The 14,431-nt window shown below is 64.5% G+C and carries 13 protein-coding genes; 6 read left to right on the forward strand and 7 right to left on the reverse strand.

The window, feature by feature from the left end:
* Window positions 1-2: 2 nt before the first annotated feature.
* The 3 genes from modB to mepA all read right to left on the reverse strand — a co-directional run bounded on the left by modB (window position 3) and on the right by mepA (window position 2,817).
* Entirely contained in the window at window positions 3-698 is a 696-nt protein-coding gene (modB, locus tag ACNJYA_RS03685) for a molybdate ABC transporter permease subunit (protein ID WP_172786648.1), read from the reverse strand.
* A 41-nt stretch (window positions 699-739) separates the two neighbouring features.
* A complete protein-coding gene (modA, locus tag ACNJYA_RS03690; RefSeq protein ID WP_439365430.1) occupies window positions 740-1,525 on the reverse strand; it encodes a molybdate ABC transporter substrate-binding protein in 786 nt (261 codons plus the stop codon).
* Window positions 1,526-1,872: 347 nt separating this feature from the next.
* Window positions 1,873-2,817, reverse strand: coding sequence for a penicillin-insensitive murein endopeptidase (mepA, locus tag ACNJYA_RS03695; protein ID WP_439365432.1), 945 nt, complete (start codon window positions 2,815-2,817; stop codon window positions 1,873-1,875).
* 451 nt (window positions 2,818-3,268) lie between these two features.
* On the opposite strand from mepA, the gene ACNJYA_RS03700 reads away from it, so the two are divergent.
* Window positions 3,269-5,434 carry an EAL domain-containing protein gene (locus ACNJYA_RS03700; protein ID WP_439402064.1) on the forward strand — a complete coding sequence of 722 codons (2,166 nt, stop codon included), beginning with the start codon at window positions 3,269-3,271 and terminating at the stop codon, window positions 5,432-5,434.
* A 151-nt stretch (window positions 5,435-5,585) separates the two neighbouring features.
* Here the strand turns inward: ACNJYA_RS03700 and ACNJYA_RS03705 are convergent, their stop codons facing one another.
* Both ACNJYA_RS03705 and ACNJYA_RS03710 read right to left on the reverse strand, forming a co-directional pair.
* Window positions 5,586-6,044 (reverse strand): GNAT family N-acetyltransferase, encoded by a 459-nt coding sequence (locus tag ACNJYA_RS03705; protein WP_439365435.1) that lies wholly within the window; start codon window positions 6,042-6,044, stop codon window positions 5,586-5,588.
* 32 nt (window positions 6,045-6,076) lie between these two features.
* Complete coding sequence (locus ACNJYA_RS03710) at window positions 6,077-7,294, reverse strand: MFS transporter (protein ID WP_439365436.1); 1,218 nt, start codon at window positions 7,292-7,294, stop codon at window positions 6,077-6,079.
* 243 nt (window positions 7,295-7,537) lie between these two features.
* Here ACNJYA_RS03710 and ACNJYA_RS03715 point away from each other — a divergent pair, with 243 nt between their 5' ends.
* Both ACNJYA_RS03715 and ACNJYA_RS03720 read left to right on the forward strand, forming a co-directional pair.
* Window positions 7,538-8,791, forward strand: coding sequence for a serine hydrolase domain-containing protein (locus ACNJYA_RS03715; protein WP_439365437.1), 1,254 nt, complete (start codon window positions 7,538-7,540; stop codon window positions 8,789-8,791).
* Window positions 8,788-8,916 carry a hypothetical protein gene (locus tag ACNJYA_RS03720; protein ID WP_439365438.1) on the forward strand — a complete coding sequence of 43 codons (129 nt, stop codon included), beginning with the start codon at window positions 8,788-8,790 and terminating at the stop codon, window positions 8,914-8,916. Before ACNJYA_RS03715 ends, ACNJYA_RS03720 begins: the two co-directional genes overlap by 4 nt.
* Before the next feature lie 20 nt (window positions 8,917-8,936).
* Here the strand turns inward: ACNJYA_RS03720 and ACNJYA_RS03725 are convergent, their stop codons facing one another.
* A complete protein-coding gene (locus ACNJYA_RS03725; RefSeq protein ID WP_439365439.1) occupies window positions 8,937-9,905 on the reverse strand; it encodes an ABC transporter substrate-binding protein in 969 nt (322 codons plus the stop codon).
* Window positions 9,906-10,170: 265 nt separating this feature from the next.
* On the opposite strand from ACNJYA_RS03725, the gene ACNJYA_RS03730 reads away from it, so the two are divergent.
* The 3 genes from ACNJYA_RS03730 to ACNJYA_RS03740 all read left to right on the forward strand — a co-directional run bounded on the left by ACNJYA_RS03730 (window position 10,171) and on the right by ACNJYA_RS03740 (window position 13,039).
* Window positions 10,171-11,124, forward strand: a complete 954-nt coding sequence (locus ACNJYA_RS03730; RefSeq protein WP_439365440.1) for a tetratricopeptide repeat protein — start codon at window positions 10,171-10,173, stop codon at window positions 11,122-11,124.
* Window positions 11,125-11,157: 33 nt separating this feature from the next.
* Complete coding sequence (locus ACNJYA_RS03735; RefSeq protein ID WP_439365441.1) at window positions 11,158-12,120, forward strand: tetratricopeptide repeat protein; 963 nt, start codon at window positions 11,158-11,160, stop codon at window positions 12,118-12,120.
* Between the two features lie 502 nt (window positions 12,121-12,622).
* The gene (locus tag ACNJYA_RS03740) at window positions 12,623-13,039 is read left to right on the forward strand and encodes an SRPBCC family protein (RefSeq protein WP_439365442.1); all 417 of its coding nucleotides are present in this window, start codon (window positions 12,623-12,625) and stop codon (window positions 13,037-13,039) included.
* A 229-nt stretch (window positions 13,040-13,268) separates the two neighbouring features.
* Here ACNJYA_RS03740 and ACNJYA_RS03745 read toward each other — a convergent pair whose 3' ends face one another.
* The gene (locus ACNJYA_RS03745; RefSeq protein WP_439365443.1) at window positions 13,269-14,327 is read right to left on the reverse strand and encodes an ABC transporter substrate-binding protein; all 1,059 of its coding nucleotides are present in this window, start codon (window positions 14,325-14,327) and stop codon (window positions 13,269-13,271) included.
* Between the last annotated feature and the right edge of the window lie 104 nt (window positions 14,328-14,431).

Raw genomic sequence — 14,431 nt, forward strand, 5'->3', positions numbered from 1 at the left:
GGTCAATTCCCGTGCAGCCGCTGCGTGGCGCGGCGGGCGAACCACTCGGCCGCGATCAGCGCGCCGATCGCGAGCACGATCGAGACGATCACGAGCCTTCCCGCAGCGGCATCGCCGTCCGGCGTCTGGATCAGCGAATAGATCGCCGACGAAATCGTCTGGGTCTCGCCGGGAATGTTGGAGACGAAGGTGATGGTGGCGCCGAACTCGCCGATCGCCTTGGCAAAGCCGAGCACCATGCCGGCGAGCACGCCCGGCAGCGCCAGCGGCAACGTCACCGTGAAGAACACTTTCCACGGCGCTGCGCCGAGCGTCTCCGCGGCCTGCTCGAGCCGGCGGTCGATCGCCTCGATCGACAGCCGCATCGGGCGGACGAGAAGCGGAAACGCCATCACGCCGCAGGCGAGCGCAGCACCGGTCCAGCGGAACGCGAAGACGATGCCGAGATGGTCGGCAAGAAAGCCGCCAATGAGACCTTTGCGGCCGAAGCTGAGCAGCAGCAGATAGCCGGTGACCACAGGCGGCAGCACCAGCGGCAGGTGCACCAAGGCGTCCAGTATCGACTTGCCCCAGAAATCGCGTCGCGCGAGCAGCCACGCCAGCGCGATGCCGAACGGCGTCGCGACCAGCGTGGCGATGACGGCGACCCTGAGCGAAAGCAGGATCGCCGTCCATTCGGCGGCAGAGATCTCGAACATCAAGTCGTCATATCGGGTCGCAGAAATCAGGTTTGCAAGAATCAGGTCGTCGGGCTGATCAGGAACTTGAAGCCGTATTTTTCCAAAATGGTCTTGGCCGCCGTCGAGCGCAGAAAGGCGAGATAGTCGTTCGTCTCCGGCTTGGCGGTGCTGGTTGCCGCGACCGAATAAATGATCGCAGGATGCGAATCCGCCGGGAAGGTGCCGACGATCTTCACGCCCGGCTCGACCTTGGCGTCGGTGGAATAGACGATGCCGAGCACGGCCTCGCCGCGGGCGACCAGCGTCAGCGCCGCGCGCACGCTCTCGGCCATGGCGAATTTCGACTCTACGGCCTGCCAGGCCCCGAGCTTTTCCAGCGCCGCCTTGGCATATTTCCCTGCCGGTACCGACCTGACGTCGCCCGTCGCGATCCTGCCGTCGCCGGCGAGCTTGGCCAGATCGAAGCCTTGCGCGATCGTCACGCTGTCGATCTTGGAATCCTTCGGCGCGATCAGCACGATGCTGTTGCCGAGCAGGTTGACGCGTGTCGGCTCGTTGATGGTCTTCTTGGAGATCGCGTAGTCCATCCAGTCGGTGTCGGCCGAGACGAACACGTCGGCCGGCGCGCCCTGCTCGATCTGCTTGGCCAGCACCGAGCTTGCGGCGTAGCTGACGCTGAACTTGACGCCGGTCCTGGCGGTGTAGGCGGCGTCGATCTCGTCCAGCGCGTTCTTCATCGAGGCGGCAGCGAACACCGTGATGGTCTTGTCCTCGGCCGCGGCGGGCGCGAGGGCCGCGCCGGCGAGAATGACGAAGGCGGCGAAAAGTCCTGAGAGACGAAACATGGGATGCGCTCCGTGCGAGCTCGCGCGCGCAAGGTGCACGCGCAAAATCTGGCGTTGGGTCGGGCAGATGCGACGGGCGGAAGCGCTGTTCCACGGTCCCTTGCGACGGCTTACGGCCGGCGGGGATATCGCAGTGCAAACATAGCAGGCCGCGGCCCCACGTCAAAGGCAACTGAGTTCGTCATCCCGGGGCGCGCGCAGCGCGAGCCCGGGATCCATAACCACAGAATTGCGTTGGGCGAGGACTCGGGGTGACCACTTCGCGCCACAACCACTCCCTGTGGTTATGGGTCCCGGGCTCGCTTCGCGCCCCGGGACGACGGCGGTGCATTCCGCGGCAGCTTACCTTATGGCTTCGCGTCGCCTGCATGCAGCACCGCCTTGCAGGCTGCCGGCATCTGCGCGAGCGTCATCGGCGGCTTGGGCTTGGGCGGCTCGGGCGGCGGCTTGGGGTGCAGCACCGCGTCGGAGAACCAGTAGGCGAGATCGGCGGGCTTGCAGCCTTCGTCCTCGGCCTGTGACGGCTGGCCCTCGCACTCGCCGGCCCCCGCCGGGCAGCGCATGCGAATGTGGAAATGGTAGTCGTGGCCCCACCAGGGGCGGATCTTCGACAGCCAGGCGCGATCGCCCTTGGCCTCGCGGCACAGCGCCTTCTTGATTGCGGCGTTGACGAAGATGCGCTGCACGCCGGGCTCCCGCGCCGCGTCGCGCAGCACCAGCACCTGGCCTGGTGTGAACACCTTGGGGTCGATGTCGAGCCGGTCCGCGCGAACCATCATCACCGCCGACATTTCCTCGCGCTCCTCGCGCGAGAGCCGGCGGTCCGGCATCGGCGTCAGCCAGATGTCGGCGTCGAGACCGATCTGGTGGCTGGCATGGCCCGACAGCGCCGGCCCGCCGCGCGGCTGCGCGATGTCGCCGACCAGGATGCCGGGCCAGCCCGCGTCCTTGTGCGCTTTGGCGGCGAGCCGCCTGATCAGCGCGATCATGTCGGGATGACCGTAGCTGCGATTCCGCGACAGCCGCATCACCTGCCAATGATCGCCGTTGACCGGCATCTGCTCGGCGCCGCCGATGCAGCCCTTGGTGTAGGAGCCGATGACATGGGTCGGCCCCTTCGACGGCAGCAGCTTGCGCGCGAACAGTTCCTTCGCGGCGAGATCGGGGTCGTTTGGATTGGCGAGCGGCGGCAGCGGCTTCGGGGTGATGCTGCCCTTGTCCTGGGCCAGCGCGCTACCGGCGCCCAGGCAGACGAACGAAAGCAGGAGGAGGGTGATGCCGCGGCGACTCATGCTGACGCTCTTATAGCCCAATGCTGCACCAGGGTTAAGAACGAGGCGCTCAGCCCGCCGCCGGCTCACCGCAGCTCGCCCGAATCGCGTCTCGACCCGCCGCTTCTTAACGGTGCAATAACCGTATCCTGCATTGACCAAAATTCGTGCGTTGAGCGGGGAATACTTGCGGCTGGCATGCAATCGCGCGCGGTTTCGGAACGGATTCAGGCGCGCGCGCAATTTTGCACCAGATCGCTCATTGATTGCGACGCCACACTCAGTCTGATGGCGCCTGCAGCCGCTCGCCACGCCGCGCAAACAGGCAGCAAGCGCCGCCGCGTGCGGACCGCGTCCGGGCAAGATTACTTTTTTTTCAGACACTTGCCCCAAAGCTTGCGGCCGCTGGGCGCGACTGGGACGAGTGAAGTTGAGTTTGGGGTCTCGAAAAGCAAGAAAGCGAAAGCAAAGCGTGCTTGCCCGTGCCGGCCAGAAGGCGCGCAAGTCGCGTTTCGCGCGTGCCTCGCGTGCGCTTTCCGAACGCGACGAAGTCCTGCGCAGCCGTGCCGAGGCGGAAGCCGCGATCGCGGACGCGCGCAAATCCCATGAGCGCCTGCGCCAGGCCATCGATATCCTGCCGCAAGGCATCGTGTTTCTCGATGCCGAAGGCCGCTACGTCCTCTGGAACAAGAAGTACGCGGAGATCTACAGCAAGACCGCCGATCTGTTCGAGGAAGGCGCGCGCCTCGAGGACACGCTGCGCATCGGCGTCGCACGCGGCGACTATCCCGAGGCCGTCGGCAACGAGGACGCCTGGATCGCCGAGCGCCTGCAAAAGCTCTACAAGCCCGGCGCGCGCCACGAGCAGAAGCTGTCCGACGGCCGCGTCATCCTGATCGACGAGCGCTTGACCGATGACGGTGGCGTCGTCGGCCTGCGCGTCGACATCACCGAGCTCAAGCAGCGCGAGGCCTCGTTCCGCCTGCTGTTCGACGGCAATCCCGTGCCCATGATCGTCTGCGCGCTGGACGACGAGCGCATCCTCGGCGTCAACGATGCCGCGGTCGCGCATTATGGCTATAGCCGGGCCGAGTTCGAGCGATTGAAGATCCGCTCCCTGCAGGCCTTCGACAGCGAGCCGCCCTGGACCGTCGATGAGACCGGCGAGGAGCAGGCCGGCCGCACCTGGAAGCATGTCAAGGCCGACGGCGCGCTGATCGACCTTGCGATCTATTCCCGCGAGCTGACCTATGCCGAGCGGCCCGCGGTGCTGCTCGCGCTGATGGACATCACCGAGCGCAAGCGTGCTGAGGCGCGGCTCGCCTTCATGGCCCAGCACGACGGGCTGACCGGCCTGCCCAATCGCAGCCTGCTGCGGCAGCAGGTCGACGAGATGCTGCTGCACACGCGGCGCAGCGCCGAGAAGGTCGCGCTGCTGATGCTGGGGCTCGACAATTTCAAGGCGGTCAAAGACACGCTGGGACACGCGGTCGGCGACAAGCTCCTGCGCGGCGTCGCCAAGCGGCTGCGCTCCACCTTGCGGGAAGAGGACGCGCTGGCGCGGCTCAATTCCGACGAGTTCGCGATCGTGCAAAGCGGGCTGGCGCGTCCCGAGGACGCGGTGATGCTGGCCAAGCGCCTCCTGGCGGCCATTGCCGATCCCTATCTGCTCGACGGCCATTCCGTGGTGATCGGCGCCTCGATCGGCATTGCGATGGCGCCGGGCGACGGCGAGGATTCCGAAAAGCTGCTCAAGAGCGCCGACATGGCGCTGTCGCGCGCCAAGCTGGACGCGCGCGGCAGCTTCGCCTTCTTCGAGGCCGCGCTCGATGCGAAGGCGCAGAGCCGCCGCAAGATCGAGGTCGAGCTGCGCGACGCGATCCAGAACGACGTGCTGCGGCCGTACTACCAGCCGCTGATCGACCTGACGAGCGGCCGCATCACCGGCTTCGAGGCGCTGGTGCGCTGGCCGCATGCCGAGCGCGGCATGGTGTCACCGGCCGAGTTCATTCCGGTTGCCGAGGACACCGGCCTGATCAATCCGCTCGGCGGGCTGATGCTGCGCCGGGCCTGCCTCGATGCCGCGTCCTGGCCCGACGACGTCCGCGTCGCGGTCAACCTGTCGCCGCTCCAGTTCCGCAGCGGCAATCTGCTCTCGATGGTGACCGACGCACTGAAGCATTCCGGCCTGCCGCCGCGGCGGCTCGAGCTCGAGATCACCGAGACGCTGCTCCTTGAGAAGAGCGCGCAGGTGCTGGCGACGCTGCATGCGCTGCGCGCGCTCGGCGTGCGCATCTCCATGGACGATTTCGGCACCGGCTATTCCAGCCTCAGCTATCTGCGCAGCTTCCCGTTCGACAAGATCAAGATCGACCAGTCCTTCGTGCGCGATCTCGCCGCCAACCGCGAGGCCCAGGCGATCATCCGCTCGATCGTCAGCCTCGGCAAAGGTCTTGGCGTCACCATTACCGCCGAGGGCGTCGAGACCGAAGCCGAGCTCAGCTGCCTCCGCGCCGAAGGCTGCCATGAGGGCCAGGGTTTCCTGTTCAGCAAGGCCCGGCCGAATGCGGAGATCATCAGCCTGCTGGCCGCACAGCGCGGCATCGACGGTGAAGAGGACGCCGCGCTGGTGGCGTGACCACTCGCTTCCTCGATATGTAGGAACGCACCGCTCTCTCCGTCGGCCTCTTCGGAAACTGCGGTCGGCGACGCGCTCGTCAGTTCGAGGCGCACCGGTTCCAGCCCGGCGCGTCGTGCTTCCTCGTCGAGGCAAGGCTTGGCAGAGCCGCTCACGGGCCGCCGGCAGGCTCAAGGATCGGCAGATGCGCTTGGTGAGACCAGGGTTGGCCGTCAACGGCGGTGAATCCCATCGCTTCCCAAAACCGCACAGCGCCGGCATTTCCTGCGTGGACGGTGATGATTGCGACCTTCCCTGCAGCGTCTTGCAGCAAGGCGTTCGCGATGGCCCTGGCGACGTTGCGTCTTCTGTAGTCGCGGTGCACGTAAAAACGCCGCATCCGCCACATCGGCACCGGCGCCGGTGCAGGCTCGTTGGTGATCGCTCCGATGCCCGCCAATCTGCCATCGAGGTGGCAGGTGAATATGGCGTGAAACATGGCTCGATCAGTTGCGAACTCCGCAGCCAGACGGGTCATGTGCGCGTGTCCAACTGCCTTGGCGTCGGCCTCCAGCGCGGGAAAATCCGCGGGAAGAGTGTCAGCGGTCTGTTCAAGGGATATGAGCGTCATACGCAGTATCCGGCAATCGCCACAGGTCGGTGTCACGCCGTCGCGCGGCCAAGATCGAGCGATGGCCGTCGGGTCGGGAAGCTCAGTGCGACTGCGACCGCCGCAAGCCCGATCGCGAAGGAGCCGGCGTGCAGCCAGGTGTATTGCTGGAACGTGTCGAACACGATCCCGCCGGCCCAGGGTCCGAGCGCCATGCCGAGGCTGGCGAAGGCCGAGACCGCACCGAACACCGTGCCCATGATGCGCGCGCCGAAGAATTCGCGGACCAGCACCGCATAGAGCGGCATCACCCCGCCATAGGCGAGGCCGAACACGACTGACAACGCGTAGAACTCGCCGAGCTGCGCCACCGCCAGATAGGTCGCGATGCACATCGCCTGCACGAACAGCCCGCCGACAAGGACCGGTTTCGCGCCGATGCGATCGGCCAGCGCGCCCAGCAGCAGGCGTCCCCCGAGGCCTGAGACGCCGGCGACGCTATAGACCGTCACCGCCGTGAGTGGAGCGATGCCGCAGACCATCGCATAGGACACCATGTGGAAGATCGGGCCGGAATGCGCCGCGCAGCAGGCGAAATGCGCCGCTGCGAGCGCGATGAATTGCGGCGTGCGCAGTGCCTGCGCCGCGTTCATCTCGACCTCCGGCGTCGCGTCCGTCGTTGCGGAGCCCGCGGCTGACGGCGCCGGACGCACCAGGAAGCATGCGGGGATCAACAGCGCCCAGGCAGCACAGCCGATCATCAGCATCGCGGTGCGCCAATCATAGGCCGTGATCAGCCAGCTCGCGGCCGGCGCGACCGTCACGGGCGACACGCCCATGCCGGCGGACACCAGCGCCACGGCGAGGCTGCGGTTCTTCTCGATCCAGGCGCTCGCGAGCGCCATCATCGGCGCGTAGAAGCTGCCCACGGCGATCCCGATCAGCACGCCGAAGCAGAGCTGGAATTGCCACAGGCTTGCGGCCTGGCTCGCGGTGACGAGACCTAGTCCCAGCAGAACGCTTCCCGAGAGCACCACGATGCGGGTGCCGAACCGGTCCGACAGCGTGCCCCATAGGAATGCGGCGAATCCCATGCAGAGGAAATCCAACGTCGCGGCCGCCGACACGCCGGCGCGCGACCAGCCCATCGCCTCGGAGATCGGCTGCAAGAACACCGCCAGCGACAGCATCGTGCCAAATCCGATGCAGGTCATCAGCGCACCTGCGGCGACAACGACCCAGCCATAGTCGAAGCGTGACGGCTTGCTCATGCGTTTCCTCAGCGCTTTTGCTCTTGTTGATGGTGCGCGGGAGGGATGGTGACTTATCTGCGGGGCGAGAGCAAGGCGGGTGGCCACCGCCGGCTGACACCGTCTGCTCGTAGTGATAGCATGCCGCGCGTCACTGGCCTGCGATGTTGTTCTCATAAGCGCACACACACACGAACGTGCGAGGAGGCAAGTGCAATGATCCGGGGAGCGCTGTGCAGGCCACGCGGGTGCCGCAGGCTTTTCTTGTCCGTCATTTTCGCCTCCGCCGTCTGGACGGCCCCGGCCTGCGCGCAGGACGTCCGAAGCGCGCCCGCCAAGCCGGGGCCGGTCTTTTCGGAGAGCGGCCCCGATGCCGAGCTCTACGGCGCGGCGGAAGGCTATCCGGTCGGCAGGCGGGGAGCCGCCCCGGAGCTCGACAAGCTCGTCGGCAGCTACAGCCATTTCGGCGAGATCTATCCCTCGCGCCGGGTCGTTCGCGCGACGACGGCCTGGCAATTCAAGCGCGCGCCGGAGCCGTCGATCACCTACAGTTTTGGTACCGAAAAGCTCGGCATCGCGGACTACCTCAAGCGCAACCCGGCGACGGGACTCCTGATCGCCAGGGACGACACCATCCTGTACGAGCACTATCAATATGCGCGGACCGACCACCACCGCTTTGTCTCGCAGTCCATGGCGAAGACGCTGGTGGCCATGCTGGTCGGGATCGCGGTCTCGGAGGGACGGATCAAGTCGATCGATGACGTCGTCGTGAGCTACGTTCCCGGCCTTGCAGGCACGGAATTTGGCAACACGTCCATACGCGCCTTGTTGAACATGTCGTCGGGCGTCGAATTCTCGGAAGTCTACGACGGGAACGACGACATCGCCCGGCTTGGGCGGGCCCTGTTCGCCGGCCCGCCGAAAGATCCCGCCGCCATCGTCGCGCAGTTCAACACCCGAACTGCACCGCCAGGCACCAAATTCCACTATGCCAGCGTTGAAACCGAGATCCTCGGCCTGGTCCTGCGCGCCGCCACCGGCACGCCGGTTGCCGATTATCTCCACGACCGGATCTGGGACCGCATCGGCACCGAGGCGGACGCCTCCTGGGTGATCGACGGCAGCGGGCAGGAGATCGCCTTTTGCTGCTTCAACGCAACCTTGCGCGATTATGCGCGCCTCGCCCGGTTGCTCGCCCATGACGGCGCCTGGGAAGGCCGGCAGCTGATCCCCCGGCAGTGGCTGCTGGATGCCACGACCGTGCGGCCGGCCGACGGCCATCTCGCCCCGCACGTGGCCACGCGCTATTTCGGCTATGGCTATCAGGTGTGGCTCCTCCCCGGCGAGCAGCGCCGATTTGCCCTGCTCGGCATTCGCGGTCAGGTCATCCTGGTCGATCCGGCCTCCAAGCTCGTCATGGTGCACACGGCCGTTCGCCAAAAGCCGAACGAACCCGGAGCGCTCAGGGAGCCGCTCGCGTTGTGGTCTGCTGTGCTCCAACAGCTCGGGCAATGATCGATCAGGGATCGGGCGTGCAGACGCACGCCTGCATCACCTTCATGCGTTTCTTCGTGCTTTTTGTCTTGTTGATGCTTCGCAGCAGGGATGATGGCTTACCGGGCGAGGGGCAGGGCGGTTGAGCCCGGGTAGAATCTTGCGGTTACTCAATCACTTCGTCGGCGCGGGCGACGACGGTTGCGGGCAGGTCGAGACCCAGCGCCCTGGCGATGCGGAGATTGATCCTGAGGTCGAACTTGGTGGGTCGTTCGAAAGGCAGGTCGCCCGGCTTTGCGCCCCGCAGAACGCGATCAACCTGCGCAATCAGGCGGCGCCCTGCGTCTGCAAAGTCGGGGCCGAACGACATGAAGGCGCCGTTCGCGACCCAATCGGGTGAAGCAAAGATCGCAGGCTTCCCGCTCAGGTTCACCAGCCTGATGACTTCGGCCTGGTGGCCGCTGAGCACGACGTCCGGAACGAAAACAAGACCGTCAAATTGGGCAAGGTTGTCCGCGCTCAGCATCGTCCCGATGCTTGCGGGATCATCGATGTTGATGGTTTCAACCTGAAAGCCGAGCTTGCGGCCGGCCTCCAGAACAGGCGTGAGACTCTGTGCACCGCTCGACACCTTTGTCGTGACAGTTCCGAGGCGCACGGCCTGGGGCAGGATCTCCCGCATGAGCTCGATCCGCTTTGCAGTGGTTTCCTCCGAGAAGACCGCGATGCCGGTCACGTTGCGGCCGGGGCGGGCGAGGCTGTCGGCCAGTCCGGATGCGACGGGATCGACGGCAGCAAGGGTCACGATCGGGATGGTTCGCGTTGCCTTGTAGGCCGCGAGAGCGGCAGGAGTGCTGATTGCGATGATCACGTCCACCCGGCCTTCCCGCACGATCTCCTGCGCGAGCGCCGGTAGTGCATCGGCATCTCCGGCTGCGTGACGAAACTCGAGTCGAATCCGCCCCTCGACGTAACCAAGCTCTGCAAGCAGCCTTTTGGTTGCTGCGATCTGCGCGGGAACTTCGACCGGTCCCAACTGGACGACGCGCGGCGTTGCGGAAGACTGCTGGGCGCGTGCGATGAGCGGCCAGCCGATTGCTCCCGTCATCAGCCCGATGAATCCGCGCCGTCGCATGTGACCTCGCTCGAAGCTGCCGTGCGATAGCAAGACTATAGCATGCTCCAAATGCTCGTAAGCCGTCCCACCAGGATCACGGGCCAGATACCGAGCGAGGCGTCGCCGGCAGCACGCCTGGATCAGAGACATGGCCGGAGGGAACACCCCGATCTGTCTTGTGCCCCCTGGCCGGGGGCGCCCAGGCGAGGACTTTGAACCATTCCGCCTTCCGGCTGCACCAACGTCGCGTATGTCGGTGAGAACCGCGACCAAGGAACGCGTGATGAAGGCTCTGAAAGGATCGATCTGCGTTGCAGTCACGGCGCTTGCCTTGAGCCTGTCGTTCGGCGTGCCATCCTATGCCGACGAGGACGAGGCGGGCACGCTGACCCGGCAGATGAAGGAGCTTTATCGGGCCGGGAAGTACATGGAAGCGCTGCCTCTGGCCCAGAAGTCGCTGGCCCTCCGCGAGAAGGAGTTCGGCCCTGATGATGCGCACGTCGCGATGCCGCTGAACGACCTCGGCACGATCCATTACAATCTCGGCCAATACGCCGTTGCCGAACCGCTGTACAAGCGCGCGCTGGCCATCCGGGAGAAGACACTCGGTCCGAATCACGCCGAAGTCGCGATGGTGCTGAACAATCTCGGCGATCTCTATCGCGCGGAAGAGCGTTACGCGGAAGCGGAGCCGTTACTCAAGCGCTCGATCGCCATTGGCGAGAAGCGCGATAATCCGTCGATCGTGCCGGCGTTGAGCAATCTCGGCGCGGTCTACAGCCATCAGGGCCGGTACGATCAGGCCATACCGCTGTTCAAGCGAGGCCTCGCCGTGCTGCAGAAGGCGCTCGGCCCCGGCGATCCCGAAGCCACGGTGCTGATGAACAATTTGGCCGACGCCTATATCAATCGGCATCGCTATGCCGATGCCGAGCGGCTGCTGAAGCGGTCGATGGCGGTGACCGAGAAGGCGTTCGGCCCCGATCATCCCGACATCGCGCAGGCGCAGAACAATCTGGCTGCACTCTATGGGCGTCAGGGCCGTAACGCGGAGGCCGAGCAGCTGTTCAAGCGGTCGGTGGCCACCTTCGAGAAAACCCTCGGCCCCAACCATCCGGATCTCGCCGGCGTTCTGGATAACCTCGCCGGTCTCTACAAGTATCAAGGCCGCTATGCCGATGCCCAGCAGGTCCTGAAACGGTCGATGGCCATCCGGGGCAAGACAAGGCCGATCTGAGGAGCAGCGCAGGATGCGACGAGGGAAGGCGCGATGAAGGCGCTGAAAGCATCGATCCGTGTTGCAGTCACGGCGCTTGCCTTGATCCTTCCGTTCGGCGTGCCATCACATGCCGAAGAGGACGAGACGGACGCGCTGACGCGGCAGATGAAGGAGCTTTATCGGGCCGGGAAATACATGGAAGCCTTGCCGTTGGCTCAGAAGTCTCTGGCCCTTCACGAAAGGGAGTTCGGCCCTGACGATGCGCGCGTCGCGATGCCGCTGAGCGACCTCGGTACGATCCATCACAATCTCGGCGAATACGCCGTTGCCGAGCCGCTGTACAAGCGCGCGCTGGCCATCCGCGAGAAGACGCTCGGTCCGGATCACGCGGAAGTCGCAATGGTGCTGAACAATCTCGGCGATCTCTATCGCGCGGAAAGACGCTACGCGGAAGCGGAGCCGCTCCTGAAGCGATCGATCGCCATCGACGAGAAAGTGCTCGAACCCGACGATCCGTCCATCGTGTTGCCGCTGTGCAATCTCGGCGCCGTCTACAGCAGCCAGGGCCGCTACGATCAGGCCGAGCCGCTGTTCGAGCGGGGCCTCGCCGTGCTGCAGAAAGCGCTCGGCCCCGACGATCCCGAAGCCACGGTGCTGATGAACAATTTGGCCGATACCTACACCCAGCAGCATCGCTACGCCGATGCCGAGCGGCTGCTGCAGCGGGCGATGGCCGTGACCGAGAAGGCGTACGGCCCTGATCATCCCGACATCGCGCAAGCGCTGAACAATCTCGGTGCGCTCTACGGGCGTCAGGGACGCAACGCCGAGGCCGAGCGGCTGTTCAAGCAGTCGGTGGCCATTTTCGAGAAAACCTTCGGCCCTGATCATCCGGATCTTGCTGGCGTCCTCGACAACCTCGCCAGCCTCTACAACAATCAAGGTCGCCACGCCGATGCCGAGCAGGCCCTGAAACGGGCGATGGCCATTCGAGGGAAGACAAGGCCGATCTGAAGAGCGCGCAGGGTGGTCAAGCGAGGTGTTCGCGGTCGGCCGAAGAGCGAAGGTGTAACCGAAGCCACCGAACTTCGTCGCATCGTTAGCGAGCATCGCGAGAGCGCGATGAAATGAGGCTTGATCGTTCCAATAACGGAGGTGCGTTCCCTCTCCCGCTTGCGGGAGAGGGTTGGGGAGAGGGTGTTTCCGCAATGGGACAATCCCCAAGTGGAGAAAGCCCTCACCCGGCGCTGCGCCTTAGCCGAGGCCTTGCCTCGGCGTTCTTTGAGACGACAGCCGCCAAAGGCGGCCTATGCCTCTCCCGCAAGCGGACGAGGTGAACGAGCCCGCGGCAATACGACTTTCCTGACTTTTTTGCGCATTGATGCCGCACCATGTCGGCATGGACCGCCCTCGATCGTCCTTGGGTGGACACGCCTCGGACGTGCCGGAGATGACCCGGCACACGTGATGTGATTTCGTCAATTCGAGCCGTCAAATTGCAACTGGAGCAATGCCAATGAGGATCACCGTCGAAACCAGCGTAGCCGCCCCGATTGATCAGGTTTGGCGCGCCTATACGACGCCAGCCGACATCGTGAACTGGAATACCGCGTCCGACGACTGGCATACGACCAGGGCGACGGTCGACCTGCGGGAGGGCGGCGCCTTCTCGTCGCGGATGGAAGCCAAGGACGGCAGCATGGGTTTTGACTTCGCCGGCACCTACACGAAAATCGTCGAACACCAGCGGATCGAATACGCGTTCGGCGATCGCAAGGCCGAGGTCGAGTTCGTGCCGGGCGCGAAAGGCGTTGTCGTCCGCGTCGTCTTCGACGCCGAGACCACGCACTCGGTCGAACAGCAGCAGGGCGGCTGGCAGGCAATCCTCGACAATTTTGCACGCTACGTCGAGGCGAAGAAGAGGATGCCGTGAGGTGAGCCTACGCGAGCACGGCTTTCGTAGGGTGGGCAAAGGCGCGGAGCGCCGTGCCCACCATCTCTTCGTGATCCCCGACAGGTGGTGGGCACGCTTCGCTTTGCCCACCCTACGAACCGATCGCGCTTGCCGAAACCGACCTCGCGCGGCCTTGGTCAACACGTCGGGAACGGGACGAAAAGACCGGCCGTCCGCGGGCTTGCATGCATCGACTTGCATCAGTCGATCATTCTATCACCCCGTCCGCGCGGGCCAGCATTGTAGCAGGAACTTCGATCCCGAGTGTCTTTGCAGACTTGAGGTTGATGAACAGTTCATACTTGGTCGGTTGCTCGACCGGCAGATCCCCGGGCTTGGCGCCCTTGAGGATCTTATCGACGTAATCAGTGCATAGCCGGTTCAAGTCGATGATATCCGCTCCGTAGGACAGTAGCGCACCGAGTTGAACAAATTCCTTGCCAATGGCAAAAAGCGGCAGCCGATGTTCTGCGGCGAGCTCGACGATGCGCTTGCGTGCAATGAAGAACATCGGGCTGGGAAATAGGAAGAATGCATCGGCGCGCGCGCCCGCATGCGCGGAAAACGCCTCGCCCAGCCCGTCAGGATCTTGGACAGCAATGAGTTGCAAATGAACGCCTACGGTTTTTGATGCTGACTCCGCACCGCTGATCATGCCTTGAATTGTAGACTTGCCGTATGCAGCCGGGTGCCAAATCGCTGCTATCCGAGATGCCTTGGGCAAAGCTTCCTTCAATTGCGCGAGCCGCTTGGGAACAAGCTGCGGGCCGATGAAGGTCAGTCCGGTGATGTTACCTCCTGGTCGGGCGATGCTGGCAACGAGTCCGTCTTCGATTGGGTCGCCCATAACTGGCACAACAACAGGAATCGATTTGGTGGCTTGCTGCACGGCCCGCGCAGCAAGCGAATTCGCTGCAACTATAAGAGCAGGATTCAGACGGACGAGGTCACTCGCCAACGCCGGGAGTTGTTCGACCTTTGAATCGGCTGCTCGAAGCTCTACGATGATATTCTCGCCGTCGATATAACCGCGTTCGCGTAGTCCTTGCTGAAAGGCAGCCACCGAAGTGCGGGTTTGCTCGATCGAGCCGGTGGTCAAGAAGACAATATGGGGGACTTTCTTTGGCTGTTGCGCGCGAGCAAGGGGTGACCAGGCCGCCGCGGCACCGATCAGTGCGAGAAGCTCGCGTCGCTGCATGACAGCTCCGTTCATGGATGAAATGATCGGTACTTTAAAAAATGCAGATGGACGATCGTGCTGGCTCATCCGGCCTGCTGCGATGATGCCACCATACCCCTGTTTTGCCCGACGGAGCAAGCCGACTTCGTAAAATCGAAAAAAGCACAGTGCCGCCAAGGGGGCGGCTACTG

Source organism: Bradyrhizobium sp. BLXBL-01 (genome assembly GCF_051853025.1).
Taxonomy (GTDB): domain Bacteria; phylum Pseudomonadota; class Alphaproteobacteria; order Rhizobiales; family Xanthobacteraceae; genus Bradyrhizobium.

What these genes read in the sequence shown, in the direction of transcription:
- modB (WP_172786648.1), bottom strand. Translation starts at nt 698, where the DNA reads ATGTTCGAGATCTCTGCCGCCGAATGGACGGCGATCCTGCTTTCGCTC.
- modA (WP_439365430.1), bottom strand. Translation starts at nt 1,525, where the DNA reads ATGTTTCGTCTCTCAGGACTTTTCGCCGCCTTCGTCATTCTCGCCGGC.
- mepA (WP_439365432.1), bottom strand. Translation starts at nt 2,817, where the DNA reads ATGAGTCGCCGCGGCATCACCCTCCTCCTGCTTTCGTTCGTCTGCCTG.
- ACNJYA_RS03705 (WP_439365435.1), bottom strand. Translation starts at nt 6,044, where the DNA reads ATGACGCTCATATCCCTTGAACAGACCGCTGACACTCTTCCCGCGGAT.
- ACNJYA_RS03710 (WP_439365436.1), bottom strand. Translation starts at nt 7,294, where the DNA reads ATGAGCAAGCCGTCACGCTTCGACTATGGCTGGGTCGTTGTCGCCGCA.
- ACNJYA_RS03720 (WP_439365438.1), top strand. Translation starts at nt 8,788, where the DNA reads ATGATCGATCAGGGATCGGGCGTGCAGACGCACGCCTGCATCACCTTC.
- ACNJYA_RS03725 (WP_439365439.1), bottom strand. Translation starts at nt 9,905, where the DNA reads ATGCGACGGCGCGGATTCATCGGGCTGATGACGGGAGCAATCGGCTGG.
- ACNJYA_RS03730 (WP_439365440.1), top strand. Translation starts at nt 10,171, where the DNA reads ATGAAGGCTCTGAAAGGATCGATCTGCGTTGCAGTCACGGCGCTTGCC.
- ACNJYA_RS03735 (WP_439365441.1), top strand. Translation starts at nt 11,158, where the DNA reads ATGAAGGCGCTGAAAGCATCGATCCGTGTTGCAGTCACGGCGCTTGCC.
- ACNJYA_RS03740 (WP_439365442.1), top strand. Translation starts at nt 12,623, where the DNA reads ATGAGGATCACCGTCGAAACCAGCGTAGCCGCCCCGATTGATCAGGTT.
- ACNJYA_RS03745 (WP_439365443.1), bottom strand. Translation starts at nt 14,327, where the DNA reads ATGAGCCAGCACGATCGTCCATCTGCATTTTTTAAAGTACCGATCATT.